Raw genomic sequence first — 19643 nt, 5'->3', positions numbered from 1 at the left:
CGGCTTTCCGCTTACGCGTTGGACTTCGGTTTCTGTTGCGACGGCTTCAAGGCGCGCCAGCCGATGTCGCTGCGGTATTGGCGGCCATCGAAATGGATGCCGTCAATGGCTTCGTACACGCGGTCGCGCGCCATCTTGACCGAATCGCCAAGCGCCGTAACGCACAGCACACGGCCGCCGGTGGTCTTTGTTTCTTCGCCGGTCAGTTCCGTGGCGGCGTGGAACACCATGCAGTCTTCGGCGTCGGCGGGCAGGCCGCGGATGACGTCGCCGGTGCGCGGCGTGTTCGGGTAATTGTGCGAGGCCAGCACCACGCCCAGGGCGGTGCGGCGGTCCCAGACGATGTCGGCCCGGTTCAGCGTGCCGTCCACGGCGTGCTCAAGCGCGTCCAGCAGGTCGCTCTTGACGCGCATCATGATGGGCTGCGTTTCCGGGTCGCCCATGCGGCAGTTGAATTCCAGCGTCTTGATTTCACGGTCGGGGTCATCGCCCGGGGCAATCATCAGGCCGGCGTACAGGAAACCGGTATACGGAATGCCGTCGCGCGTCATGCCCTGCACGGTCGGCAGGATGATTTCGCGCATGATGCGGTGGTGCAGTTCAGGCGTAACGATCGGCGCGGGTGAATACGCGCCCATGCCGCCGGTGTTCGGGCCCTGGTCGCCGTCTTGCAGGCGCTTGTGGTCCTGGCTGGTGGCCAGCGCCAGCACGTTGCGGCCGTCGCACATGACGATGAAGCTGGCTTCTTCGCCCACCAGGCATTCTTCGATGACGACGCGAGCGCCCGCAGCGCCCATCGAGCCGTCACCCAGCATGGCGTCAACGGCGGCGTGCGCTTCTTCCAGCGTGGCCGCGACCACGACGCCCTTGCCGGCGGCCAGGCCGTCAGCCTTGATGACGATGGGGGCGCCTTCCTGGTCGATATAGGCGTGCGCTTGGACCGGGTCGGTGAACGTGGCGTAGCGCGCGGTCGGGATGTTGTGCCGGACCATGAAGGCCTTGGCGTAGTCCTTCGAGCTTTCCAGCTGCGCGGCGGCCTTGGTGGGGCCGAAGATCTTCAGGCCACGCGCACGGAACACGTCCACCACGCCCGAGGCCAGCGGCGCTTCCGGCCCGACGACCGTCAGGGCGATCCCTTCGCGCTGGACGAAATCGGCCAGCTCCTCGGCATTGGTGAGCGGGATGTTTTCCATCTGCTCGGCCCGTTGCGTGCCACCGTTACCCGGCGCGACGAACACTTTGTGTACGCGCGGGGAGCGGGCCAGCCGCCAGGCGAGGGCATGTTCGCGGCCGCCCGAGCCAATTACCAGGAGTTTCATGTTGCGTGATTCTGAAGGTTGCCACTCTAGCCCGTGGAGAAGGCGACGGACCCGGGACCACCCGGAGCCGTTTCACATTCCAGCGCGGCGGCGGCCAGGGCCGTCGACGTGCTGGAACCGTGGGATTTACTGCGCTTCGTCGAAAATGACGGTCGTATAGACTTCCTGCACGTCGTCCAGGCCTTCCAGGGCGTCGAGCAGTTTTTGCATCTTGATGGCGTCTTCGCCGGCCAGTTCGGTTTCGTTCAGCGCCTTCATGACGATGCCGTCCACTTCCGCCTTCAGGCCCGCGTCATCAAACGCCTTGCGCACGGCGGCGTAGTCGGCTGGCGCGCAAACGACTTCGATCACGCCTTCTTCGTCGGTCGTGACGTCTTCGGCGCCGGCATCAAGTGCGGCTTCCATGACTTTGTCTTCGGGCGTGCCCGGGGCGAATACGAACTGGCCGCAATGCTTGAACATAAAGGCCACTGAGCCTTCCTGGCCCAGGTTGCCGCCGTTCTTGGCAAACGCATGGCGAACTTCCGCCACGGTGCGGGTGCGGTTGTCGGTCATGCAGTCGACGATGACCGCCGCGCCGCCGATGCCGTAGCCTTCGTAGCGGACTTCCTCGTAGGCGTCGCCGTCCGCACCGCCCGCCCCACGCTGGATGGCGCGCTGGATGTTGTCCTTGGGCATGTTGGCGTCGGTCGCCTTGTCCCACGCCATGCGCAGACGCGGGTTGCTGTCCGGGTCGGCGCCGCCGGCGCGCGCCGCCACGGTAATTTCACGAATGATCTTGGTCCAGAGCTTTCCGCGCTTGGCGTCTTGGCGCCCTTTGCGGTGCTGAATATTGGCCCATTTGCTGTGTCCGGCCATGGCTTCCCAGGATAAATTGGCTGCAAAAAAGGCATTTTACCGTGCCGACGGGCGTAGCGCCCGGGGCAGGGCCGCCTGTGTCGATATTGCCACGCGCACAAGCCGCGCGGCAGGCTCTACACTTGGGCATCCTTTAGCTTCCCGGTCCGGAGCGTTGCCCCATGCCCAACCCCATCGTCATCGCCAAGAACGCCCAGACCGAGCTCGCGCTGCTGCCCGCCCTGGCCAACCGGCACGGCTGCATTACGGGGGCCACCGGCACGGGCAAAACGGTCACCCTGCAAGTGCTGGCCGAGTCCTTTTCCCGCATCGGCACGCCGGTGTTCATGGCCGACGTCAAGGGCGACCTGACCGGTATTTCGCAGGCGGGGGCGGCCAGCCCCAAGCTGGCCGAACGCCTGAAAAGCCTGGGCCTGGACGAGCCCGTCTGGGCAGCCAGCCCCGTCACCCTCTGGGACGTCTTTGGCGAACAAGGGCTGCCGGTGCGGGCCACCATTACCGATATGGGCCCGCTGCTGCTGTCGCGCATCCTGGAATTGAACGACACGCAGGAAGGGGTGCTGACCCTGGTGTTCAAGGTGGCCGACGACGAAGGCCAGTTGCTGCTGGACCTGAAAGACCTGCGCGCCATGCTGCAAAACGTGGCGGACCGCTCGGCCGAGCTCAAGACCCGCTACGGCAACGTGTCGTCCGCCAGCGTCGGCGCCATCCAGCGCGGCCTCCTGGCGCTGGAATCGCAGGGCGCCGAGAAATTCTTCGGTGAACCCATGCTGGACGTCGCCGACCTGATGCGCACGGACGCGCAGGGCCGCGGCATGGTCAACGTGCTGGCTGCCGACAAGCTGATGCAGGCGCCGCGCCTGTACGCCATCTTCCTGCTGTGGTTGTTGGCCGACCTGTACGAAAAGCTGCCCGAAGTGGGCGACATGGACCAGCCCAAGCTGGTGTTCTTTTTCGATGAAGCGCACCTGTTGTTCAACGATGCGCCGCCCGCCTTGCTGAACAAGATCGAACAGGTGGTGCGACTGGTCCGTTCCAAGGGCGTGGGCGTCTACTTCGTGACGCAAAATCCGCTGGATATTCCCGATACCGTGCTGGGGCAGCTGGGCAATCGCGTGCAGCACGCGCTGCGCGCTTTCACGCCGCGCGACCAGAAGGCCGTCAAGACCGCCGCGCAGACCATGCGCCCCAACCCCGGGCTGGACATCGAAGCCGCCATTACCGAGTTGGGCGTGGGTGAGGCCCTGGTGTCGTTGCTGGATGCCAAGGGCCGCCCCATGCCTACCGAACGCGCCTACATCGTGCCGCCCGCCAGCCGCATCGGAGCGGCGACCGACGCCGAGCGCCAGGCGTTGCGCCAGGGCAGCCCGATGGCCGCCAAGTATGAAAAGGCCGTCGACCGGGAATCTGCCTATGAAATCCTTGCCGGTCGCGCCGCCGTACCCGCGGACCCTCCGGCCACCGCCGGCCGCAATACTCGCCCTGAACCCGATGCGCCGGCCCCGGCCGACGAGGCGGGCGGCGGCCTGATGGGCCGTCTGAACGATGTGCTGTTCGGATCAACCGGCCCACGGGGCGGCAAGCGCGACGGCGTTGTCCAGACCATGGCCAAAAGCACGGCCCGCTCCATCGCCCGTGAACTGACACGTGGCATCCTTGGGTCGCTGCTGGGCTCCAAGACCCGGCGCTGAAATCGCCCGGGCATCCTCGACGTTACAGGCTGCGCGGCACCACCGTTTTGTAACGGGGGGTGTTGCGCCGTGGTCGTTTATGCCTATGATTCTGGGCGGTCTATCAAAGGAAAACTTAAGGAAACGTGGTGGCTAAGAAACACAAGATTGCGGTGATTCCAGGAGACGGGATTGGCAAGGAGGTCGTGCCGGAAGGCTTGAAGGTGCTGGATGCCGTGGCGACGCGCTTCGGCATCGAATTCCAGTGGGATCATTTCGACTGGAGCTGCGACTATTACGCCCAACACGGCAAGATGATGCCGGACGATTGGAAGGCGCAGATCGGGCAGCATGAGGCCATATTCTTCGGCTCGATCGGTTGGCCCGCCACCGTGCCCGACCACGAGGCGCTGTGGGGCTCGCTGTTTAAATTCCGTCGCGAGTTTGATCAGTACATCAATTTGCGGCCTGTACGCCTGATGCCCGGCGTGCCGTCCCCGCTGGCGGATCGCAAGCCCGGCGACATCGATTTCTTCATCGTCCGCGAAAACACCGAAGGCGAATACTCCAATAGCGGTGGCCGTCTGTTCGAAGGCACCGAGCGCGAAGTCGTCATTCAGGAAAGCGTGTTCACGCGTGTCGGCGCGGACCGCGTGCTGAAGTTTGCCTTCGAACTTGCCCAAAAGCGCGGCAAGCACCTGACCGCGGCCACAAAATCCAACGGCATTTCGATTTCGATGCCGTGGTGGGACGAGCGCGTTGCCGATATTGCCGGGAACTATCCGGACGTGCGTTGGGACAAATACCACATCGATATTCTGTGCGCGCATTTCGTGCAGCACCCGGATTGGTTCGACGTGGTGGTGGCTTCGAATTTGTTTGGCGACATTCTCTCCGACCTTGGGCCGGCCTGCACAGGCACGATCGGTATCGCACCGTCCGCGAACCTGAACCCCGAGCGCAAGTTTCCGTCCTTGTTCGAACCGGTTCACGGATCGGCCCCGGACATCTACGGCAAGGGTATCGCCAACCCGATCGGGCAAATCTGGAGCGGCGCGCTGATGCTTGATTTCCTGGGCTATCCCCAGGCGTCGGAAGCAGTGGTCAAAGCAATCGAATCCGTGTTGGCGGATGGTCCGCGCACACGGGACATGAAGGGCACCGCGTCGACCGTCGACGTCGGCAACGCCATTGCGTCGCTGATCTCTGCCGGTTGAACGCATTAAGCGGGTACGGCCAATCAGGCTAGTTGATGGAACATTTAATATCCCCCACTTCCGCCGCCCATGTGGGCGGTGGCCGTGCCGACCGCTTCGTTCGCAAGCTTTTCCGTTTGCTGCGCTCGCGCACGCAACGGCATAACCAGCATCTTTGGCCTTTTGTGCGGATCTGGCGTGACCGCACGGGCGCCATTTGCGGCTTCCGTGCCTTTGGCCGGTCGTTGCCCTTGACGCCGTTGTCGCAAGGGTACGACGGCGCTGATGAAACAGTGCACCTGATCCTCAGCGGTCCCTCGGTGGCCGAGATTCCGTACGACCAGTTGGACATACGCGTGGCCATGGGCGTGAACGGCGCCATCGCGCTGGCCCGCAAGTTTGATCTGCCGTTCAAGTACTACTGCATCATCGACCAGAATTTCGTGCGGGAACGCATCGAGCTGGTGCGCGAAATCGTCTCCCGGGACCTGACGCTGTACGTGTTTCCCGAAGTGCTGCGCTACATCATGCAAGGCATCCCGCAGGATCAGATCCGCTGCCGCATCTGCATTATTGAAATGATTTCCGAACGCGCCTACCAGCGCAGCGCGGCGCCCGCCGTGCTCAAGCGGATCGCCGCCGCCACGCCGGACGTGCAGCTGCTGGATGCCAAGCAGGGGCTGGGCTACAGCTTTGACGCATCGCTGGGCGTGTTCGACGCCGATACCGTGGCCTATGCCGCCTTGCAGGTGCTGGTGTCTGGCGGGGCGCGGCAGGTTTTCGTTCACGGGCTGGACCTCACCGTGCAAAACGGGCTGCGCTTTTATGACGAGGGCGGCCGTCCCCAGACCAGCCGACTGGCGCGCAATTTCACGCATCTGATCGAACCGTCGTTCCGGTTTGCCGCCGCGCAGTGGCGCGCGCGCGGCGTGTCGGTGTTCAACCTGTCGCCCGTCAGCGCCTTGTCGGCCGACATCATCGAGCGGCGCGACTGGCAGGCGTTCTTGAAACAGGACGCGTTGAACCTGCCGTAATCGCGCACGGCCAACCGCCGGGTAAAAAAAAAGGGCGCCAGCGAATTCGCTGGCGCCCTTTTCGTTCAACCAAACGCCCGGCGCGGCCTCAGTGCGCGCCTGCCGCCGCTTCCGCTGCGCCGCCGTCGCCGGCCTTGGACGAGCGCGGGCGAGCAAACCAGACCAGGCCCGTCAGCATCAGGAAGATGACGGCCGACGCATAGAACACGTCCACCGCCGACATCGTGAAGGCCTGCGCGTTGATCAGGCCGTCAACCATGCTCAAGGCCTGCTGATGCGATACGCCCAGCCCGTTCTGCAGCGTGTTGACCGTCTGATCGAAAGCCTGCTGACCGGGCTTGGCAATTTCGGTCAGCTGCGAGTGGTGCATGGTGGCGCGATTTTCCCACAGCGTGGTGGCGATCGACGTACCGAACGCGCCTGCCGTCAGCCGCAGGAAGTTCGACAGGCCCGACGCGGCGGGGATGCGCCACGGCTCGATGCTGGACAGCGTGATGGACGTCAGCGGCACGAAGAACGCCGCCATCGCCGCGCCCTGGATGATGGTCGGCAGCATCAGCGTGCGCACGTCGGTCTGCGTGTTGAAACCGGACCGCATGAAGCACACCAGCGCGAAGATCAGGAATGCCACGGTCACGATCTGGCGCGGGTCGCGCGTGGCCAGCATCTTGCCCACGATAGGGGTCAGCAAGATGGCCAGCAAGCCCACCGGCGCGGTCACCAGGCCGGCGTAGGTGGCGGTGTAGCCCATATTGCTTTGCAGCCACAGCGGCAGCAGCACCACATTGCCGAAGAACACGCCGTAGGCCACCGCCAACGTCAGTGCGCCCACCGTGAAATTGCGGACCTTGAACAGGCGCAGGTCCACTACCGGATGCGCGTCCGTCAATTCCCAGATCAGGAAGAACACGAACGCCACAAAGGCCGTCGCCGCCAGCGCGATGATGGTGGGGCTGGCGAACCAGTCCAGTTCCTTGCCCTTGTCCAGCATGATTTGCAGCGCGCCCACCCAGACCACCAGCAACACCAGGCCGAGCTTGTCGATGGGAAGCTTGCGGGTGACCGATTCGCGATTGCCGTAGATGCGCCAGCTGATCCACGCCGCCAGCAAGCCCACGGGAACGTTGATATAGAAGATCCACGGCCAGGTGTAGTTGTCGGAAATCCATCCCCCCAGCAAGGGCCCGGCCACGGGAGCCACCAGCGTGGTCATGGACCACACCGCCAGCGCCATGCCCGCCTTGGACTTGGGGAAGCTGGCAAGCATTAGCGTTTGCGACAGCGGGATCATCGGCCCTGCCACCGCGCCCTGCAACACGCGAAACGCGATCAGCGCTTCCAGCGACGGCGCAAAGCCGCACAGCCACGAGGCCAGCACGAACAGCAGCGTCGAAATCAGGAACAGGCGCACCTGGCCGAAACGCTGAGTCAGCCACCCGGTCAAGGGCACCGTGATGGCGTTGGCCACCGCGAACGAGGTAATGACCCAGGTGCCCTGACTGGTGCTCACGCCCAGGTCGCCCGAAATCGTCGGGATGGACACGTTCGCAATCGACGTGTCCAGCACGTTCATGAACACCGCCGTGGACAGCGCGATGGACCCGATGATGCGGGCCGCGCCTTCCAGGGGCGGGTGGGTGCCCGGCGGGCGGGCGGGTTCGATGGGGGGCGCGCCAGCGCCCGCGGGCTGGGCGGTCGTGCTCATGATGCGAGGTTGTCGTCGATGATTTTCTTGATCATGGCGTCGACGTCGTCGTGCGCCGGTTCGAAGGCGCGCGTGGACCAGGCGGGCTCATTGCGCACGGCTTGCGTCAGCGCTTCGCCGTCCTGTTGGCCCACGTCCACTTCCACGTCCATCGACAGGCCGACGCGCAACGGATGCGTCTTCAGGTCTTCAGGGTCAAGCAGGATGCGTACGGGCACGCGCTGCACCACCTTGATCCAGTTGCCCGTGGCGTTCTGGGCGGGCAAGAGCGCGAAGGCGCTGCCGGTACCGGCATCCAAACCGGCCACCTTGCCGTGATAGACCACCGAGCTACCGTAAAGGTCGGCCACCATCTTGACCGGCTGGCCGATGCGCATCTTGCGCAACTGGCCTTCCTTGAAGTTGGCTTCCACCCAGACCTGGTCCAGCGGCACCACGGTCATCAGCGCGGTGCCTGGGGCCACGCGCTGGCCCACCTGCGCGCTGCGGCGCGCAATGACGCCACCTACCGGCGCGGGCAGCACCGTACGCGACTGGGCCAGCCACGCGTTGCGCAAGCCCGCGGCGGCTTGCAGCACGTCGGGGTGATTGGCAACGGTCGTGCCTTGCGTCAGCGCCTGGTTGGTGGCCAGCTTGGCGCGCGAGGCGGCCAGCGCGGCGCGGGCCTGGGCCAGACCCGACTGCGCCGACTTCAGCGCGGCTTCGGCGTGCAGGATTTCTTCACCGCTGACGCCGCCGGACTTGGCCAGTTGCTGGCGACGGGTGACGTCGCTTTGCGCGCGGGTCAGTTCGGCCTGGGCGCGCAGGATGTCGGCATTGCGCAGGTCGACGTCGGCGGCCAGCGCATCGTTCTGCACGTAGTAAGTGCGAACCTGGCGCACCATCTGCGCCAGCTTGGCCTGCGCCTGTTGCAGGGCTACGTCGGTGTCGGCGGGGTCCAGGCGCACCAGGGGCTGGCCGGCCGCGACGGTTTCGGTGTCGTCGGCCTCGATAGCGATCACAGTGCCGGGCACTTGCGGCGTAATCTGCACCAGGTTGCCGTGCACGTAGGCGTCGTCGGTGCTTTCAAAGTGGGCGCCAAACAGGAACCACCAGATGGCATAGGCGATGGCGATAAGAATGAAGACGCCGGAGGCCAGCAGCAAGAGGCGTTTGCGGGCGGGATTGGCGGTGGGGGTGGCAGCGTTCATGACGTCTGAATCCGAGGATCGTTCAATGAATGGGGTTCGTGGCCGGGGCGGCCTGCGCGGCTTGCGCGGTGTCCGTGGGGGCGGGCGGGGTGTAGCCGCCGCCCAGCGCATTGGCAAGATTGGCGTCAAGCTGGTAGGCGCGGATACGCAGATCGGTATCCATGCGTGCCTGCGTCAGCACGCCGGTTTGCGCGATCAGCACGGTGATGTAGTTGCCCAGCCCCGCCTTGTAGCGGTTCACGGCCAGGTCGTACGCGGCTTCGATGGCCTCGCGGGCCTGGCGCTGTTGGGCGCGTTCCTGTTCCAGCAGCCGCAGCCCGTCCAGCGCGTCGGCCACTTGATGCACGGCGTCCAGCACGGCCTGGTTGTAGTCGGACACGGCAAGGTCCGCGTCGGCGCGGCGGCCGGCCAGGTTGGCGTTCAATTCGCCACCGTGGAAGATCGGCAACGTGACGGCCGGGCCGAAGCCGGCAGTGCGCGCGGCAGCGCCCAGCAGGTTGCCCGTGCCCAAGGCCTGAAAGCCCGCGAATGCCGTCAAGTTGACGTTGGGGTAGAACTCGGCCTTGGCGGTGTCGATGGCGCTGCGCGCGGCTTCGGCGCGCCAGCGCGAGGCCACGACGTCGGGCCGGTGGCCCAGCAGGTCCAGCGGGATGGCGGTGGGCACGACGCCCGCCGGGGCGGTCAGGTCCACCGCAACCAGCGACTGCCCGCGCTGCGGCCCGGCGCCGGCCAGCGCCGCGACCTGGTTGCGCAGCTGCGCCAGCGTGGTTTCCGTCTGCGTCAGTTCAACGTTGCCGGCCGCCAGCGAGGACTCGGCCTGTTTCACTTCCACCTGCGTGTCAAGCCCGGCGCCATAGCGGCCTTGGGTCAGGGACAAGACGTCGGCGCGCTGCGCGATTACGCGCTTGAGCACGTCGCGTTGGGCAAAGGCGTTTTGCAGGTTCAGGTACGCACGCACGGTGGCGCTGGCAAGCATGTTGCGCGCGGCCTGGGCGTCGGCGGTGGCGGCTTCGCGTTCCGACACAGCCGACTTCAGGCGCGACCGGTTCTTGCCCCAGAAATCCAGTTCATAGCTGAAATCCAGCGCCAGCCGGTTGTCGCTGACGACGGTGCCACCCAGCGGGGCCGGGTAGATGTAGTCGGCCGACAAATGTTCGCGATTCAGGGAGTAGTCGGCGTCCACGCGGGGCATCAGCGGGGCGCGGGCCGAGCTGACAGCGGCGTTGGCCTTGGCCAGCCGCGCTTGGGCGGCGCTCATAGAGGGGCTGTTTGCCAGCGCTTCGTCCATCAGGGCGTTGAGCTGGCTGTCGCCGTAGCGTTGCCACCATTGCGTGTTGGGCCAGGCCGTGTCGTGAGCCGTCAGCCCCAGTTTGGCCGCATCCAGCGCTACAACGGGTTCGGGCCCGGGTTCCATCAGTGCGCAGCCGCTAAGTGCTAGCACCAATACGGTAGAAAGAAGGCGTTTCATCCTGACTGTTTGCTGAAAGTAATTGATTGATCTGTATTTGCCTAGGCAAACATTATGCCAAATAAAAACCCCGGATCCCGGGGGCAAGCAACGGGGGCAAGCGGCGTCACCGTTCCGGCGCCGTGCCCGAGGCCGAGCCGTTGGCGATCATGCGCCGCAGGAAATGCATCAGCTGCGTCACTTCGTCGGCCGAAAAACCGCGCAAGTGATGATTGAGCGAACGGGCGATGTTGGGCGCGATTTCGCGGGCCTTGGCTTCGCCCAGTTCGGTCAATTCAATCTTCACGACTCGGCGGTCCTGCTGGCTGCGGTTACGCCGCAGCAGGCCCTTTGCCTCCAGCCGGTCAAGCGCGCGGGTCATGGCGCCGGTGTCCATGTCGTTCAGGCGGGCCAGTTCGGCCGGGGTGTCGGCGCGCCCCAGGAAGACCATGGCCAGCGGACGCCATTGCATCGCGGTCAGGTCAAGCGGGGCCATTTCCTGATCCAGCATTCGGGTCAGCGAGTGATAGACCAGCTTGATGAGGTAGCCGGCGTTCTCTTCCCCCATGCAGCGGTGATCGCTGCGGTAATGGACGGGGGAATCGGCGGCGGGCGGGGCAGTTTCGGCATTCATGGGCCGAATTTTACTGCCTAGTCAGTTATTGTCAAGGCTGCGAATTCCGCGGATTCGGAGCCTCGGGCGCGCCTTTGCGCAGGCCCGACCAGACGATTGCCGCCACGATCAGGGCCGCGCCCGCCATCATCCGAAGCGTGGGTTCCTGGCTGAACAACGCCCATGCGAAGGCAATGGCATAAACGGGTTCCAGCGCTATTACCAAGCCCGCCGTGCGCGCGTTCAACCGTGTCAGGCTGGAAACAAACAGGTAGTGCGACAGCCCGGTGCAGAACACGCCCAGCAAGGCCAGCCAGAACCAGTCCACCGCCGGCAACGCCGGCAGCTGGCCCACGGCAAACGGCACCATCACCAGCGCCACCACCACGTTTTGCCAGCAGGCCACCTGCATCGGGTCCATGCCGGATGCAGAGCGGCGGTTGCTCAGGGCAAGCAGCGCAAACGTCAGGCCGGACAACAAGCCCCAGGCCAGGCCGATCGTGCCCTGGTCCGCCAGGTCGAAAGACGGAGTGACCAGGATCAGGCCGGCCGTGACCAGAGCCAGCAGCATCCATTCGCCGGCGCGGATGCGTTCGCGAAACAGCAGGCCTTCGAACAGCGTGATGAAGGCCGGGAAGCTGGCAAAGCCCAGCGTGGCGATGGCGATGCCGCCGACCTTGACCGCAATGAAGAACGTGACCCAGTGCGCCGCCAGCAGCGCGCCGGCCAGCACCAGCACGAAAAGTTGCGCGGGGGTCAGCACACCCAGCAACGGCTTGCCGCGCAGCCGGGCAAAGACCCCCAACGAAATCACCGCGAAGAAAGCGCGGCCCAGCGTGATGACGGCGGCGCTGGCTTGTATCAACTCCCCGAAAACGCCGGTCAGGCCGAATAGCACGGCGGCAATATGGATGTTCGTCAGAGCGCGTTGTCGGGTCATGCGTGGGGTGTCGATGCCAAAAAGCGATGTTGGGGCGTGCAAATCGGCTTGCACTGAATCTAAAATCATCGCATGAATCGTATTGCCAAGCTTTTGCCGCTCTATAGCCCGTCCGGTCGCGCGGCCGGAATCCTCATGGCGATGCTTGGCGCGGTGCTGTTTTCCGCGAAGGCGATTGTCGTCAAGTTTACCTATCGCTATGGGATTGACGCCGTTACGCTGATCGCGTTTCGCATGCTGTTCGCGATGCCGTTCTTCGCGGCGGTGGCGTGGTATCAGTCGCGCCGCGCCGCCCGGGGCGAGATCGTCGTCATGACCCCGAAGGAACGCGTGCAGGTCATTGTGCTGGGCCTGCTGGGCTATTACCTGTCCAGTTTCCTGGACTTTCTGGGGCTGCGCTATATCACCGCCAGCCTTGAACGCTTGATCCTGTTTCTGTCGCCATCGCTGGTGGTGCTGCTGTCCGCGTTCTGGTTCAAGCGCCCCATCGAGCGCCGGCAGTGGCTGGCCATGGTGCTGTCTTATACGGGCGTGGTGCTGGTGTTTGCCCACGACCTGTCCTTTGGCGCCGGCAACGAGGTGCTGTTAGGGTCTTTGTTCGTTTTTGGCTCGGCGGCAAGCTATTCTGTGTACCTGATTTGTTCCGGCGAACTGATCAAACGGGTCGGGCCGACGCGTCTGGTGGCCTACGCCATGCTGGTGTCGTGCATCGCCTGCATCATCCAGTTCTTTGTGATCCACCCGCCGTCAATGTTGATCCAGCCGGCGGGTGTATATGGATATTCCGTTATTCACGCCACCTTGAACACGGTGGTGCCGGTGTTCATGCTGATGTGGGCGGTATCGCTGATCGGCGCGCCGACGGCCTCATTGCTGGGCATGATGGGGCCGGTGTCGGTACTGTTCCTGGCCTCCTGGTTCCTGGACGAGCCCATCACCTTGTGGCAGATGGCGGGTACGGCGCTGGTGTTGACCGGGGTATTCGCATTGATGGGCGGCGGCGCCGGCAAAGCGGCACCGGTTGCCCCGCGCGAGGCCCAGCCGCCGCGTTGAAGTCTGGTTTTCTTGATTTATTCGCATCACTTTCATTTAAAGGAGGCCGGCATGGCCAGCAATCTCGTCAAGGCAATTCGTATCGAGCAACACGGTGGTCCCGAAGTCCTGAAGCTGGTTGAGGTGGAAGTGCCGGCGCCGGCCGCCAATGAAGTCACGATCGAGCAGCACGCCGCTGGCCTGAACTTCATCGACATTTATTTCCGTACGGGCCTGTACCCCCATCCGCTGCCGCATGGCCTGGGCTTCGAAGCCGCGGGCGTCGTCACCGCCGTGGGCGCCGACGTCAAGCACCTGAAAAAGGGCGACCGCGTCGCGTACGGCCAAAGCCCCATCGGCGCGTACGCGCAGGCACGCAATGTGCCCGCCAACCAAGTCGTGAAGGTGCCCAAGGGCATCGGCTTTGACGAGGCCGCCGCGCTGATGCTCAAGGGCTTGACGGTGCAATACCTGTTCCGCCAGACCTATCGCCTGCAAGGCGGTGAGACCATTCTGTTCCACGCGGCCGCCGGCGGCGTGGGCCTGATCGCCTGCCAATGGGCCAAGGCCCTGGGCGTGAAGCTGATCGGCACCGTCTCCAGCCCGGAAAAGGCCGAACTGGCCCGCGCCAACGGCGCCTGGGAAACCATCGACTACTCGCGCGAAAACGTCGCCGAGCGCGTGCTGGAATTGACCAAGGGCAAGAAAGTGCCGGTTGTGTACGACGGCGTGGGCAAGGACACCTGGGAAACCTCACTGGACTGCATCGAGCCGCGCGGCTTGATGGTCAGCTTCGGCAACGCGTCCGGTCCGGTCGCCGGCGTCAACCTGGCCGTGCTGAACCAGAAGGGCAGCCTGTACGTGACGCGACCGTCGCTGGGCGTGCATGTGAATACGCTGGAAAAGCTGCAAGCTGCTTCGGAAGAAGTGTTTGACCTGGTCTTGAAGAAGAAGATCAAGGTGCGCATCGACCAGCGCTATTCGCTGGAGCAAGCGGGCGAAGCGCAGACCGCGCTGGCCTCGCGCAAGACCACCGGCGCCACCGTGCTGATGCTGGACTGATCCGCCACAATCGGCTGCCGGCCCTCGGGCCGGATCAGGCCGTAGCCGGCTGAACCAGGGCCGGGCAAGGCGCGCAATGCGCGGCTTGCCCGGCCCTTTTTGCTGCCGCGCGCCGTGCGCAGAATGACAAATCCCCATGCACGGCCCGACAAGCCTGCGCGCAGTGCCGTTGCTATTCTGGCTCCACACTTTTCGTTGGAGCTTTCAGATGTCTTCAGCTCGCAGCAGCGCCACCGACACCGCCGCCGGCGACCGCCCGGAGCTGGCCGCCATCCGGGAATTCATGCTGATAGACGGGCAGCCGGTACACGAAGGGCAGGGCCAGCCGATCCCCGTGTATGACCCGGCCACCGGCCGCGTCATCGCCCACCAGCCCGATGCCGGTCCCGCCCAGGTGGATCTGGCGGTGCAAGCGGCGCGACGCGCCTTCGCCTCGGGTCCGTGGCGCGACATGCTGCCCGCCGGCCGCGAACGGCTGCTGCTGAAGCTGGCCGACCTGCTTGAACAGCACGGCACCGAACTGGCCCGGTTGGAGACGTTGAACAACGGCAAGCTGCTGGGCATTGCGCAGGGCCTGGAAGTGGGCGCGGGCGCACAGTGGCTGCGCTACATGGCTGGATGGGCCACCAAGATCACGGGCGACACCCTGTCGTTGTCGATTCCGTTTCCGCCCGGCGTGCACTACAGCGCCTACACGCTGGCGCAGCCCGTTGGGGTGGTCGGCGCCATCATTCCGTGGAATTTTCCCTTGTTGATGGCGGTGTGGAAGATCGCGCCCGCCCTGGCCACCGGCTGCACCGTGGTGCTGAAGCCCGCCGAGGAAACCCCGCTGACCGCGTTGCGGCTGGCCGAATTGGTGCTTCAGGCCGGCTTTCCGCCCGGTGTCGTCAATGTGATCACCGGTCGCGGCGAGACTGCCGGCGCGGCGCTGGTTGCGCATCCGGGTATCGACAAAATCGCTTTCACCGGCTCTACCGAAGTCGGCAAGCTGATCGGGCGGGCCGCCATGGACGACATGAAGCGCGTGTCGCTGGAGCTTGGCGGCAAGTCCCCCGTCATCGTCCTGGATGACTGCGACGTGGACCGCGCCGTGCAAGGCGCCGCCGCCGCCATCTTCTTCAACCAAGGCCAGGTCTGCACGGCGGGTTCACGCCTGTATGTGCAACGCGGTCTGTATGACAGAGTGGTGCAGGGGCTGGCCGACGTGGCCGCCGGCATGACGCTGGGGTCGGGCTTTGACCCCGCCACGCAGATCGGTCCGCTGATTTCGGCGCGCCATCAGCAGCGTGTCTTGGACTACATCGGTATCGGCCGGGCCGAAGGCGGGCGGGTGCTGGCCGGGGGGGCGGCGGGCGATGGCGACGGCTACTTCGTGCGCCCCACCGTGTTCGCCGATGTGCCGCAACAAGCGCGCATCGCCCAGGAAGAGATCTTTGGGCCCGTCGTCGTGGCGCAATCGTTCGACACGCTGGATGACGCGGTGCGTCTGGCCAACGACAGCGCATTCGGACTGGGCGCCAGCATCTGGAGCAACGACCTGACGCGCGTGCAGCGCCTGATCCCGCAAATCGATGCGGGCACGGTGTGGGTCAACACGCACAACATGCTGGATCCCAACATGCCGTTTGGCGGGTTCAAGCAATCAGGCGTCGGCCGCGAACATGGCAGGGCCGTGATTGAGATGTATCTGGAGAAGAAGTCGGTTTGCATTGCGTACTAGAACAGACCAAGGGGTATGGGATGGCAGGCATGACATACCGCCACATCCGCGCGGGCGCCGCGTTGATGCTGGCATGGGCGGGCGCATCGCAGCCGGCGTGGGCGGGCGACCCCAGCGCGCGCGACTGGATCCCGGCGCCGGTGGGCACCAACATCGTGGCGGGCTACCTGGCCGGCTTGCGCTCGTCCGGCTTGTATTCGGAAGGCAAACGCGTGCAGGGGGCGTCAGTCGACGTCAACGCGCTGGTCTATCGCCAGATGCACTACCGGGATTTCTACGGCAAGACGGTGCAACTGGAGTTCATCATTCCGATGACTCGCACGTCGCTGGACCTGCCTGGCGTGCCGGGCGATCACCAAACCGGCATCGGCGACGTCACGCTGGGCTCGGCCATCTGGCTCTACAACAACGAGCAGACCAAGACCTGGTTCGCCTGGGAACCGTTCGTGGTGGCCCCGGTAGGGCGCCACGACGGCTCGCGACCCGACGTGTCGCCCGGCAAGAACCGCTGGTCCACCATCCAGGACTTTTCCTTCGTCCAGGGCGTAGGGGAATCCACGTTTCTGGAGGCGATCGCCGAAGTGGAAATTTACGGCCGCAATACCGACTGGTACGGCCAGACGCTGAAAAAGGACCCGTCGTTCCGCTTCTTTGCGTTGGCCTCCACCAACCTGACGCCCGACACCTACACCGGCATCCGCTACCGCTACGAAACGGGCGGACGAGAAACGTCGTCAGGCGAAACCGTGGCGACCCGCGCGCGCAATCACCAACTGGCCGCTGAACTGACCCACCAGATCAATGACGCCAACCAGATTCAGATGCAGTACATCCACGACCTCAAGGTCGAGAACGGGCCTAGGATGCGCGGCGTTCAACTGCGCTACGTCTACGCCTTCTAGGGAATCGGATCATGACACCAGGAGAATATCGATGATTGCGCCTCAAGCCAGATCACGGGCGTCGCGGGTGGGCCGATGGGCGCTGTGCGCGGCCTTGGTCAGCGTCACGGGCCTAGCCTGGGCCGACCTGCCCATAGAAGAGCTGAAGGGCGGCACCCGCTTGCCCTCGGCCAACGCACACCGGCTTTACGTCATGGACGTGGCCTTCAACCATATGGTCGACAGCCGCATCAACGTCTACGACGGCGACACCGGCAAATTCCTGGGCCTGGTGCCCACCTCGTTCAACGGCCACATGACGGTATCGGCCAACGGCCAGGACATCTACGTCATGACGTCCTATTACGAGCGGCTTAATCGCGGCAAGCGCACCGACGTCATCGAAGCATGGGACGCCGAAACGTTGACCCCGAAGTACGAAGTGCCGATTCCGAACAAGCGGGCGCAAGCGCTGAATTACCGCAATTATCTGCGCCAGACCACGGACGGTGAACTGCTGTTGGTGCAGAACGCGACGCCGGCTACGTCGGTCACCGTGGTCGACCTGAAGACGCGTCAGTTCGCCGACGAAATCACGGCGGCGGCGGGGTGCTGGAGCGTCATCCCGTTGCCGTCCCGCCCGCGTAGCTTCACCACCATCTGCGGTGATGGCGCGCTGTTGACCATCGACCTGGACGCCGCGGGCAAGCCCGCGACCCAGCAGCGCAGCAAGCCGATGTTCGACGTGGAAAAGGATCCCATCTTCACGCACACAGACAACCTGGGCGACACCTTCTACTTCGTATCTTTCAACGGCAACGTCTACACCGCCGACTTCAGCGGCAAGGACGTGCAGTTTGGTGCGCCATGGTCCCTGCTGGACGCCACCGGCAAAGATCGCGGCTGGCGGCCCGGCGGCTACAACCTGCTGGCTGTGAACCGCGCGCTGAAGCGGCTGTACGTGGGCATGCATCCCAACGGAGCGGAAGGCACGCACAAGGCGCCCGCTGCGGAAATCTGGGTGTATGACCTCGAATCGCGCAAGCGCATCGCGCGCGTGCCGGGCAAGGGCGCGGTGTCGATGTCGGTATCGCAGGACGACAAGCCCCGGCTGTTCACCATCGACGGCAGCAATGTCGGCGTGTTCGACGCCGCGCCGACGGCGCCGGTTTTCAAGACCACCATTCAGGCTGCGGGCGAAACCGCGGTGCAGGTCGAGCCGCAACCCGTCCGGAGCACGCCATGAATGATCCCGTGTTGTTCTACGGCGCCAGCGCCGCGCTGGCATGTGTGCTGCTGTTGGGCGCGCTTGAAAAGATCAAGGACCTGACAGCGTTCACAGCGGCTGTCTCCGGTTACGACCTGCTGCCGGCCCGCCTTGTCGGCGCGTTTGCACGAGGCTACGTGCTTGCCGAGATCGCGGCGGGCGCGTTGTTGCTGATACCGGGGCGCCAGCCGCTCGGCGCCGCGCTGGCCTTGGGCGTGCTGGCCGTGGCGACGCTGGCGCTGGCGATCAACCTGGCGCGCGGGCACCGGGATATCGACTGCGGATGTTCGGGGCCGGTTGCCAAGGCGCCGGGCGGGGCGCACGGCGGCCTGACATGGTGGCTGGTGCTGCGCAACGGCGCGCTAGCGCTATGGACGCTGCCGGCGCTGGCATCGCTGGCGGGGCACGCGAGCGGCCTGCAATGGGCGGACGCCGCCGCCGTGTTCGGCTTGGCAATGACCGCCGTGGGCCTGTACTTCACCGCCAATCACCTGTTGGCCTCGCATCTCAAGCTACGGAACCTTTGAAGGAGTTTCATATGGATGCCTTGATCATTTCCAATTTCCTGTTGTGGGGCGTGGTGCTGTGCCTGGTGCTCGTCATCCTGGCCCTGTCGCGCCAGATCGGCGTGCTGTACGAACGCGTGGCGCCGATGGGGGCGCTGACGATGGACAAGGGCCCCGCCGTGGGCGAGCCCGCGCCACACTTTGCCTTGGCCGATCTGCTGGGCCGCCGCATCACCATCGGCGAACGCGGCCAACACAGTCAGCTGCTGTTCTTTCTGTCGCCCACCTGCCCGGTGTGCAAGAAGCTGTTGCCCATCCTGAAATCGGTTGCAGCGACGGAAAGCGCGTGGTTGCGCATTGTGCTGGCCAGCGATGGCGAGATGCCCGAGCATCTTGCGTTCTACAAGCAGGCCGGTCTGGAACGATTCCCCTACGTGTTGTCCACCGAATTGGGCATGAAGTTCCAGATCAGCAAGCTGCCTTACGCGGTGCTGCTGGACGAAACCGGCATCCTGCGCGCCAAGGGGCTGATCAACTCCCGCGAGCAACTCGAAAGCCTGTTCACGGCCAAGGAACTTGGCGTGGCGTCGGTACAGGAATTCCTGGCGGCGGGCACGCTGAACGAAACCCAGATTTCCCGCAAGGAGAGCCGCAATGCACTGGCTGGATAAATTGGGAGAGCGCGCCACGCGCTCGGTCGCGCACGCCACGTCGCGGCGCAGCGTGTTGAATCGCATCGGCAAGCTGCTGGTCGGCACCGCGTTTCTGGTGCCGGTGCTGCCGGTTGCCCGCTCGGCGCCTGCCGCCGGGAAAAAGCCGCAAACGGACGACACGGCTTGCGATTACTGGCGCTACTGCGCGGTGGACGGGTTTTTATGTTCGTGCTGCGGCGGCAGCATGACATCGTGCCCGCCCGGCACCTCGCCGTCCGCCGTGTCGTGGGTGGGCACCTGCCATAACCCGCTGGACGGCAAGGACTATCTCATCAGCTACAACGACTGCTGCGGCAAGACGGCTTGCGGCAAGTGCATGTGCGCGGCCGCCGAGCGCGAGCGTCCGGGCTATCAGATGTTCCTGCACAACGACGTGAACTGGTGCATGTCAAATGAGTCCTCAATCTTTCACTGCACAACCTCGGTAATCGTGGGCATGGCCAAACCGCAACCGAAGGCGCCGGCCAAACCATGAGGCAGGGCGGCAACG

18 protein-coding genes are annotated in these 19643 nt (G+C 64.8%); 11 read left to right on the top strand and 7 right to left on the bottom strand.

What is annotated here, in order from left to right; all coding sequences use genetic code 11:
• Nucleotides 1-11: 11 nt before the first annotated feature.
• Together purD and V6F88_RS27175 are read right to left on the bottom strand one after the other, a co-directional pair.
• Complete coding sequence (gene purD / locus V6F88_RS27180) at nt 12-1319, bottom strand: phosphoribosylamine--glycine ligase (RefSeq protein WP_332613423.1); 1308 nt, start codon at nt 1317-1319, stop codon at nt 12-14.
• A gap of 126 nt (nt 1320-1445) precedes the next feature.
• Nucleotides 1446-2177: a YebC/PmpR family DNA-binding transcriptional regulator gene (locus V6F88_RS27175; protein ID WP_046807830.1), complete on the bottom strand. Its 732-nt coding sequence runs from the start codon at nt 2175-2177 to the stop codon at nt 1446-1448.
• A gap of 161 nt (nt 2178-2338) precedes the next feature.
• Between V6F88_RS27175 and V6F88_RS27170 the strand changes: the two genes are divergently transcribed.
• The 3 genes from V6F88_RS27170 (at nt 2339) to V6F88_RS27160 (ending at nt 6077) form a co-directional block, all read left to right on the top strand.
• Nucleotides 2339-3868, top strand: a complete 1530-nt coding sequence (locus V6F88_RS27170; protein WP_332613422.1) for a helicase HerA-like C-terminal domain-containing protein — start codon at nt 2339-2341, stop codon at nt 3866-3868.
• Nucleotides 3869-3996: 128 nt separating this feature from the next.
• A complete protein-coding gene (locus V6F88_RS27165; protein ID WP_332613421.1) occupies nt 3997-5064 on the top strand; it encodes a tartrate dehydrogenase in 1068 nt (355 codons plus the stop codon).
• 35 nt (nt 5065-5099) lie between these two features.
• Nucleotides 5100-6077, top strand: coding sequence for a hypothetical protein (locus V6F88_RS27160; RefSeq protein WP_332613420.1), 978 nt, complete (start codon nt 5100-5102; stop codon nt 6075-6077).
• Between the two features lie 88 nt (nt 6078-6165).
• Here V6F88_RS27160 and V6F88_RS27155 read toward each other — a convergent pair whose 3' ends face one another.
• The 5 genes from V6F88_RS27155 to V6F88_RS27135 form a co-directional block, all read right to left on the bottom strand.
• Nucleotides 6166-7782, bottom strand: a complete 1617-nt coding sequence (locus V6F88_RS27155) for a DHA2 family efflux MFS transporter permease subunit (protein WP_314359942.1) — start codon at nt 7780-7782, stop codon at nt 6166-6168.
• Nucleotides 7779-8972, bottom strand: a complete 1194-nt coding sequence (locus tag V6F88_RS27150; protein ID WP_046803730.1) for an HlyD family secretion protein — start codon at nt 8970-8972, stop codon at nt 7779-7781. Before V6F88_RS27150 ends, V6F88_RS27155 begins: the two co-directional genes overlap by 4 nt.
• A 22-nt stretch (nt 8973-8994) precedes the next feature.
• On the bottom strand, nt 8995-10440 hold the full coding sequence (locus V6F88_RS27145) for an efflux transporter outer membrane subunit (protein WP_332613419.1): 1446 nt from the start codon (nt 10438-10440) through the stop codon (nt 8995-8997).
• A 106-nt stretch (nt 10441-10546) separates the two neighbouring features.
• Nucleotides 10547-11053, bottom strand: a complete 507-nt coding sequence (locus V6F88_RS27140) for a MarR family winged helix-turn-helix transcriptional regulator (RefSeq protein WP_082134389.1) — start codon at nt 11051-11053, stop codon at nt 10547-10549.
• A gap of 31 nt (nt 11054-11084) precedes the next feature.
• Nucleotides 11085-11972, bottom strand: coding sequence for a DMT family transporter (locus V6F88_RS27135; protein ID WP_332613418.1), 888 nt, complete (start codon nt 11970-11972; stop codon nt 11085-11087).
• 72 nt (nt 11973-12044) lie between these two features.
• Here V6F88_RS27135 and V6F88_RS27130 point away from each other — a divergent pair, with 72 nt between their 5' ends.
• The 8 genes from V6F88_RS27130 (at nt 12045) to V6F88_RS27095 (ending at nt 19628) form a co-directional block, all read left to right on the top strand.
• Complete coding sequence (locus V6F88_RS27130) at nt 12045-13025, top strand: DMT family transporter (protein ID WP_332613417.1); 981 nt, start codon at nt 12045-12047, stop codon at nt 13023-13025.
• A gap of 51 nt (nt 13026-13076) precedes the next feature.
• Nucleotides 13077-14066, top strand: coding sequence for a quinone oxidoreductase family protein (locus V6F88_RS27125; RefSeq protein WP_332613416.1), 990 nt, complete (start codon nt 13077-13079; stop codon nt 14064-14066).
• Between the two features lie 208 nt (nt 14067-14274).
• Nucleotides 14275-15786, top strand: coding sequence for a phenylacetaldehyde dehydrogenase StyD (styD, locus tag V6F88_RS27120; protein ID WP_332613415.1), 1512 nt, complete (start codon nt 14275-14277; stop codon nt 15784-15786).
• 20 nt (nt 15787-15806) lie between these two features.
• Nucleotides 15807-16688 (top strand): transporter, encoded by an 882-nt coding sequence (locus tag V6F88_RS27115; RefSeq protein ID WP_332613414.1) that lies wholly within the window; start codon nt 15807-15809, stop codon nt 16686-16688.
• Nucleotides 16689-16719: 31 nt separating this feature from the next.
• Entirely contained in the window at nt 16720-17913 is a 1194-nt protein-coding gene (locus V6F88_RS27110; RefSeq protein WP_332613413.1) for an amine dehydrogenase large subunit, read from the top strand.
• Nucleotides 17910-18461 (top strand): MauE/DoxX family redox-associated membrane protein, encoded by a 552-nt coding sequence (locus tag V6F88_RS27105; RefSeq protein ID WP_332613412.1) that lies wholly within the window; start codon nt 17910-17912, stop codon nt 18459-18461. Before V6F88_RS27110 ends, V6F88_RS27105 begins: the two co-directional genes overlap by 4 nt.
• Before the next feature lie 11 nt (nt 18462-18472).
• Nucleotides 18473-19111 (top strand): methylamine dehydrogenase accessory protein MauD, encoded by a 639-nt coding sequence (mauD, locus tag V6F88_RS27100; RefSeq protein WP_332613411.1) that lies wholly within the window; start codon nt 18473-18475, stop codon nt 19109-19111.
• On the top strand, nt 19095-19628 hold the full coding sequence (locus V6F88_RS27095; RefSeq protein WP_332613410.1) for a methylamine dehydrogenase light chain: 534 nt from the start codon (nt 19095-19097) through the stop codon (nt 19626-19628). The genes mauD and V6F88_RS27095 overlap by 17 nt, the downstream gene beginning before the upstream one ends.
• The last annotated feature ends 15 nt before the right edge of the window (nt 19629-19643 follow it).

It is taken from the genome of Achromobacter sp. ESBL13 (genome assembly GCF_036668755.1).
Lineage (GTDB): Bacteria > Pseudomonadota > Gammaproteobacteria > Burkholderiales > Burkholderiaceae_B > Achromobacter.
Note: the sequence above shows the minus strand (reverse complement) of the source record. Positions and strands in the feature narration are given on the sequence as shown.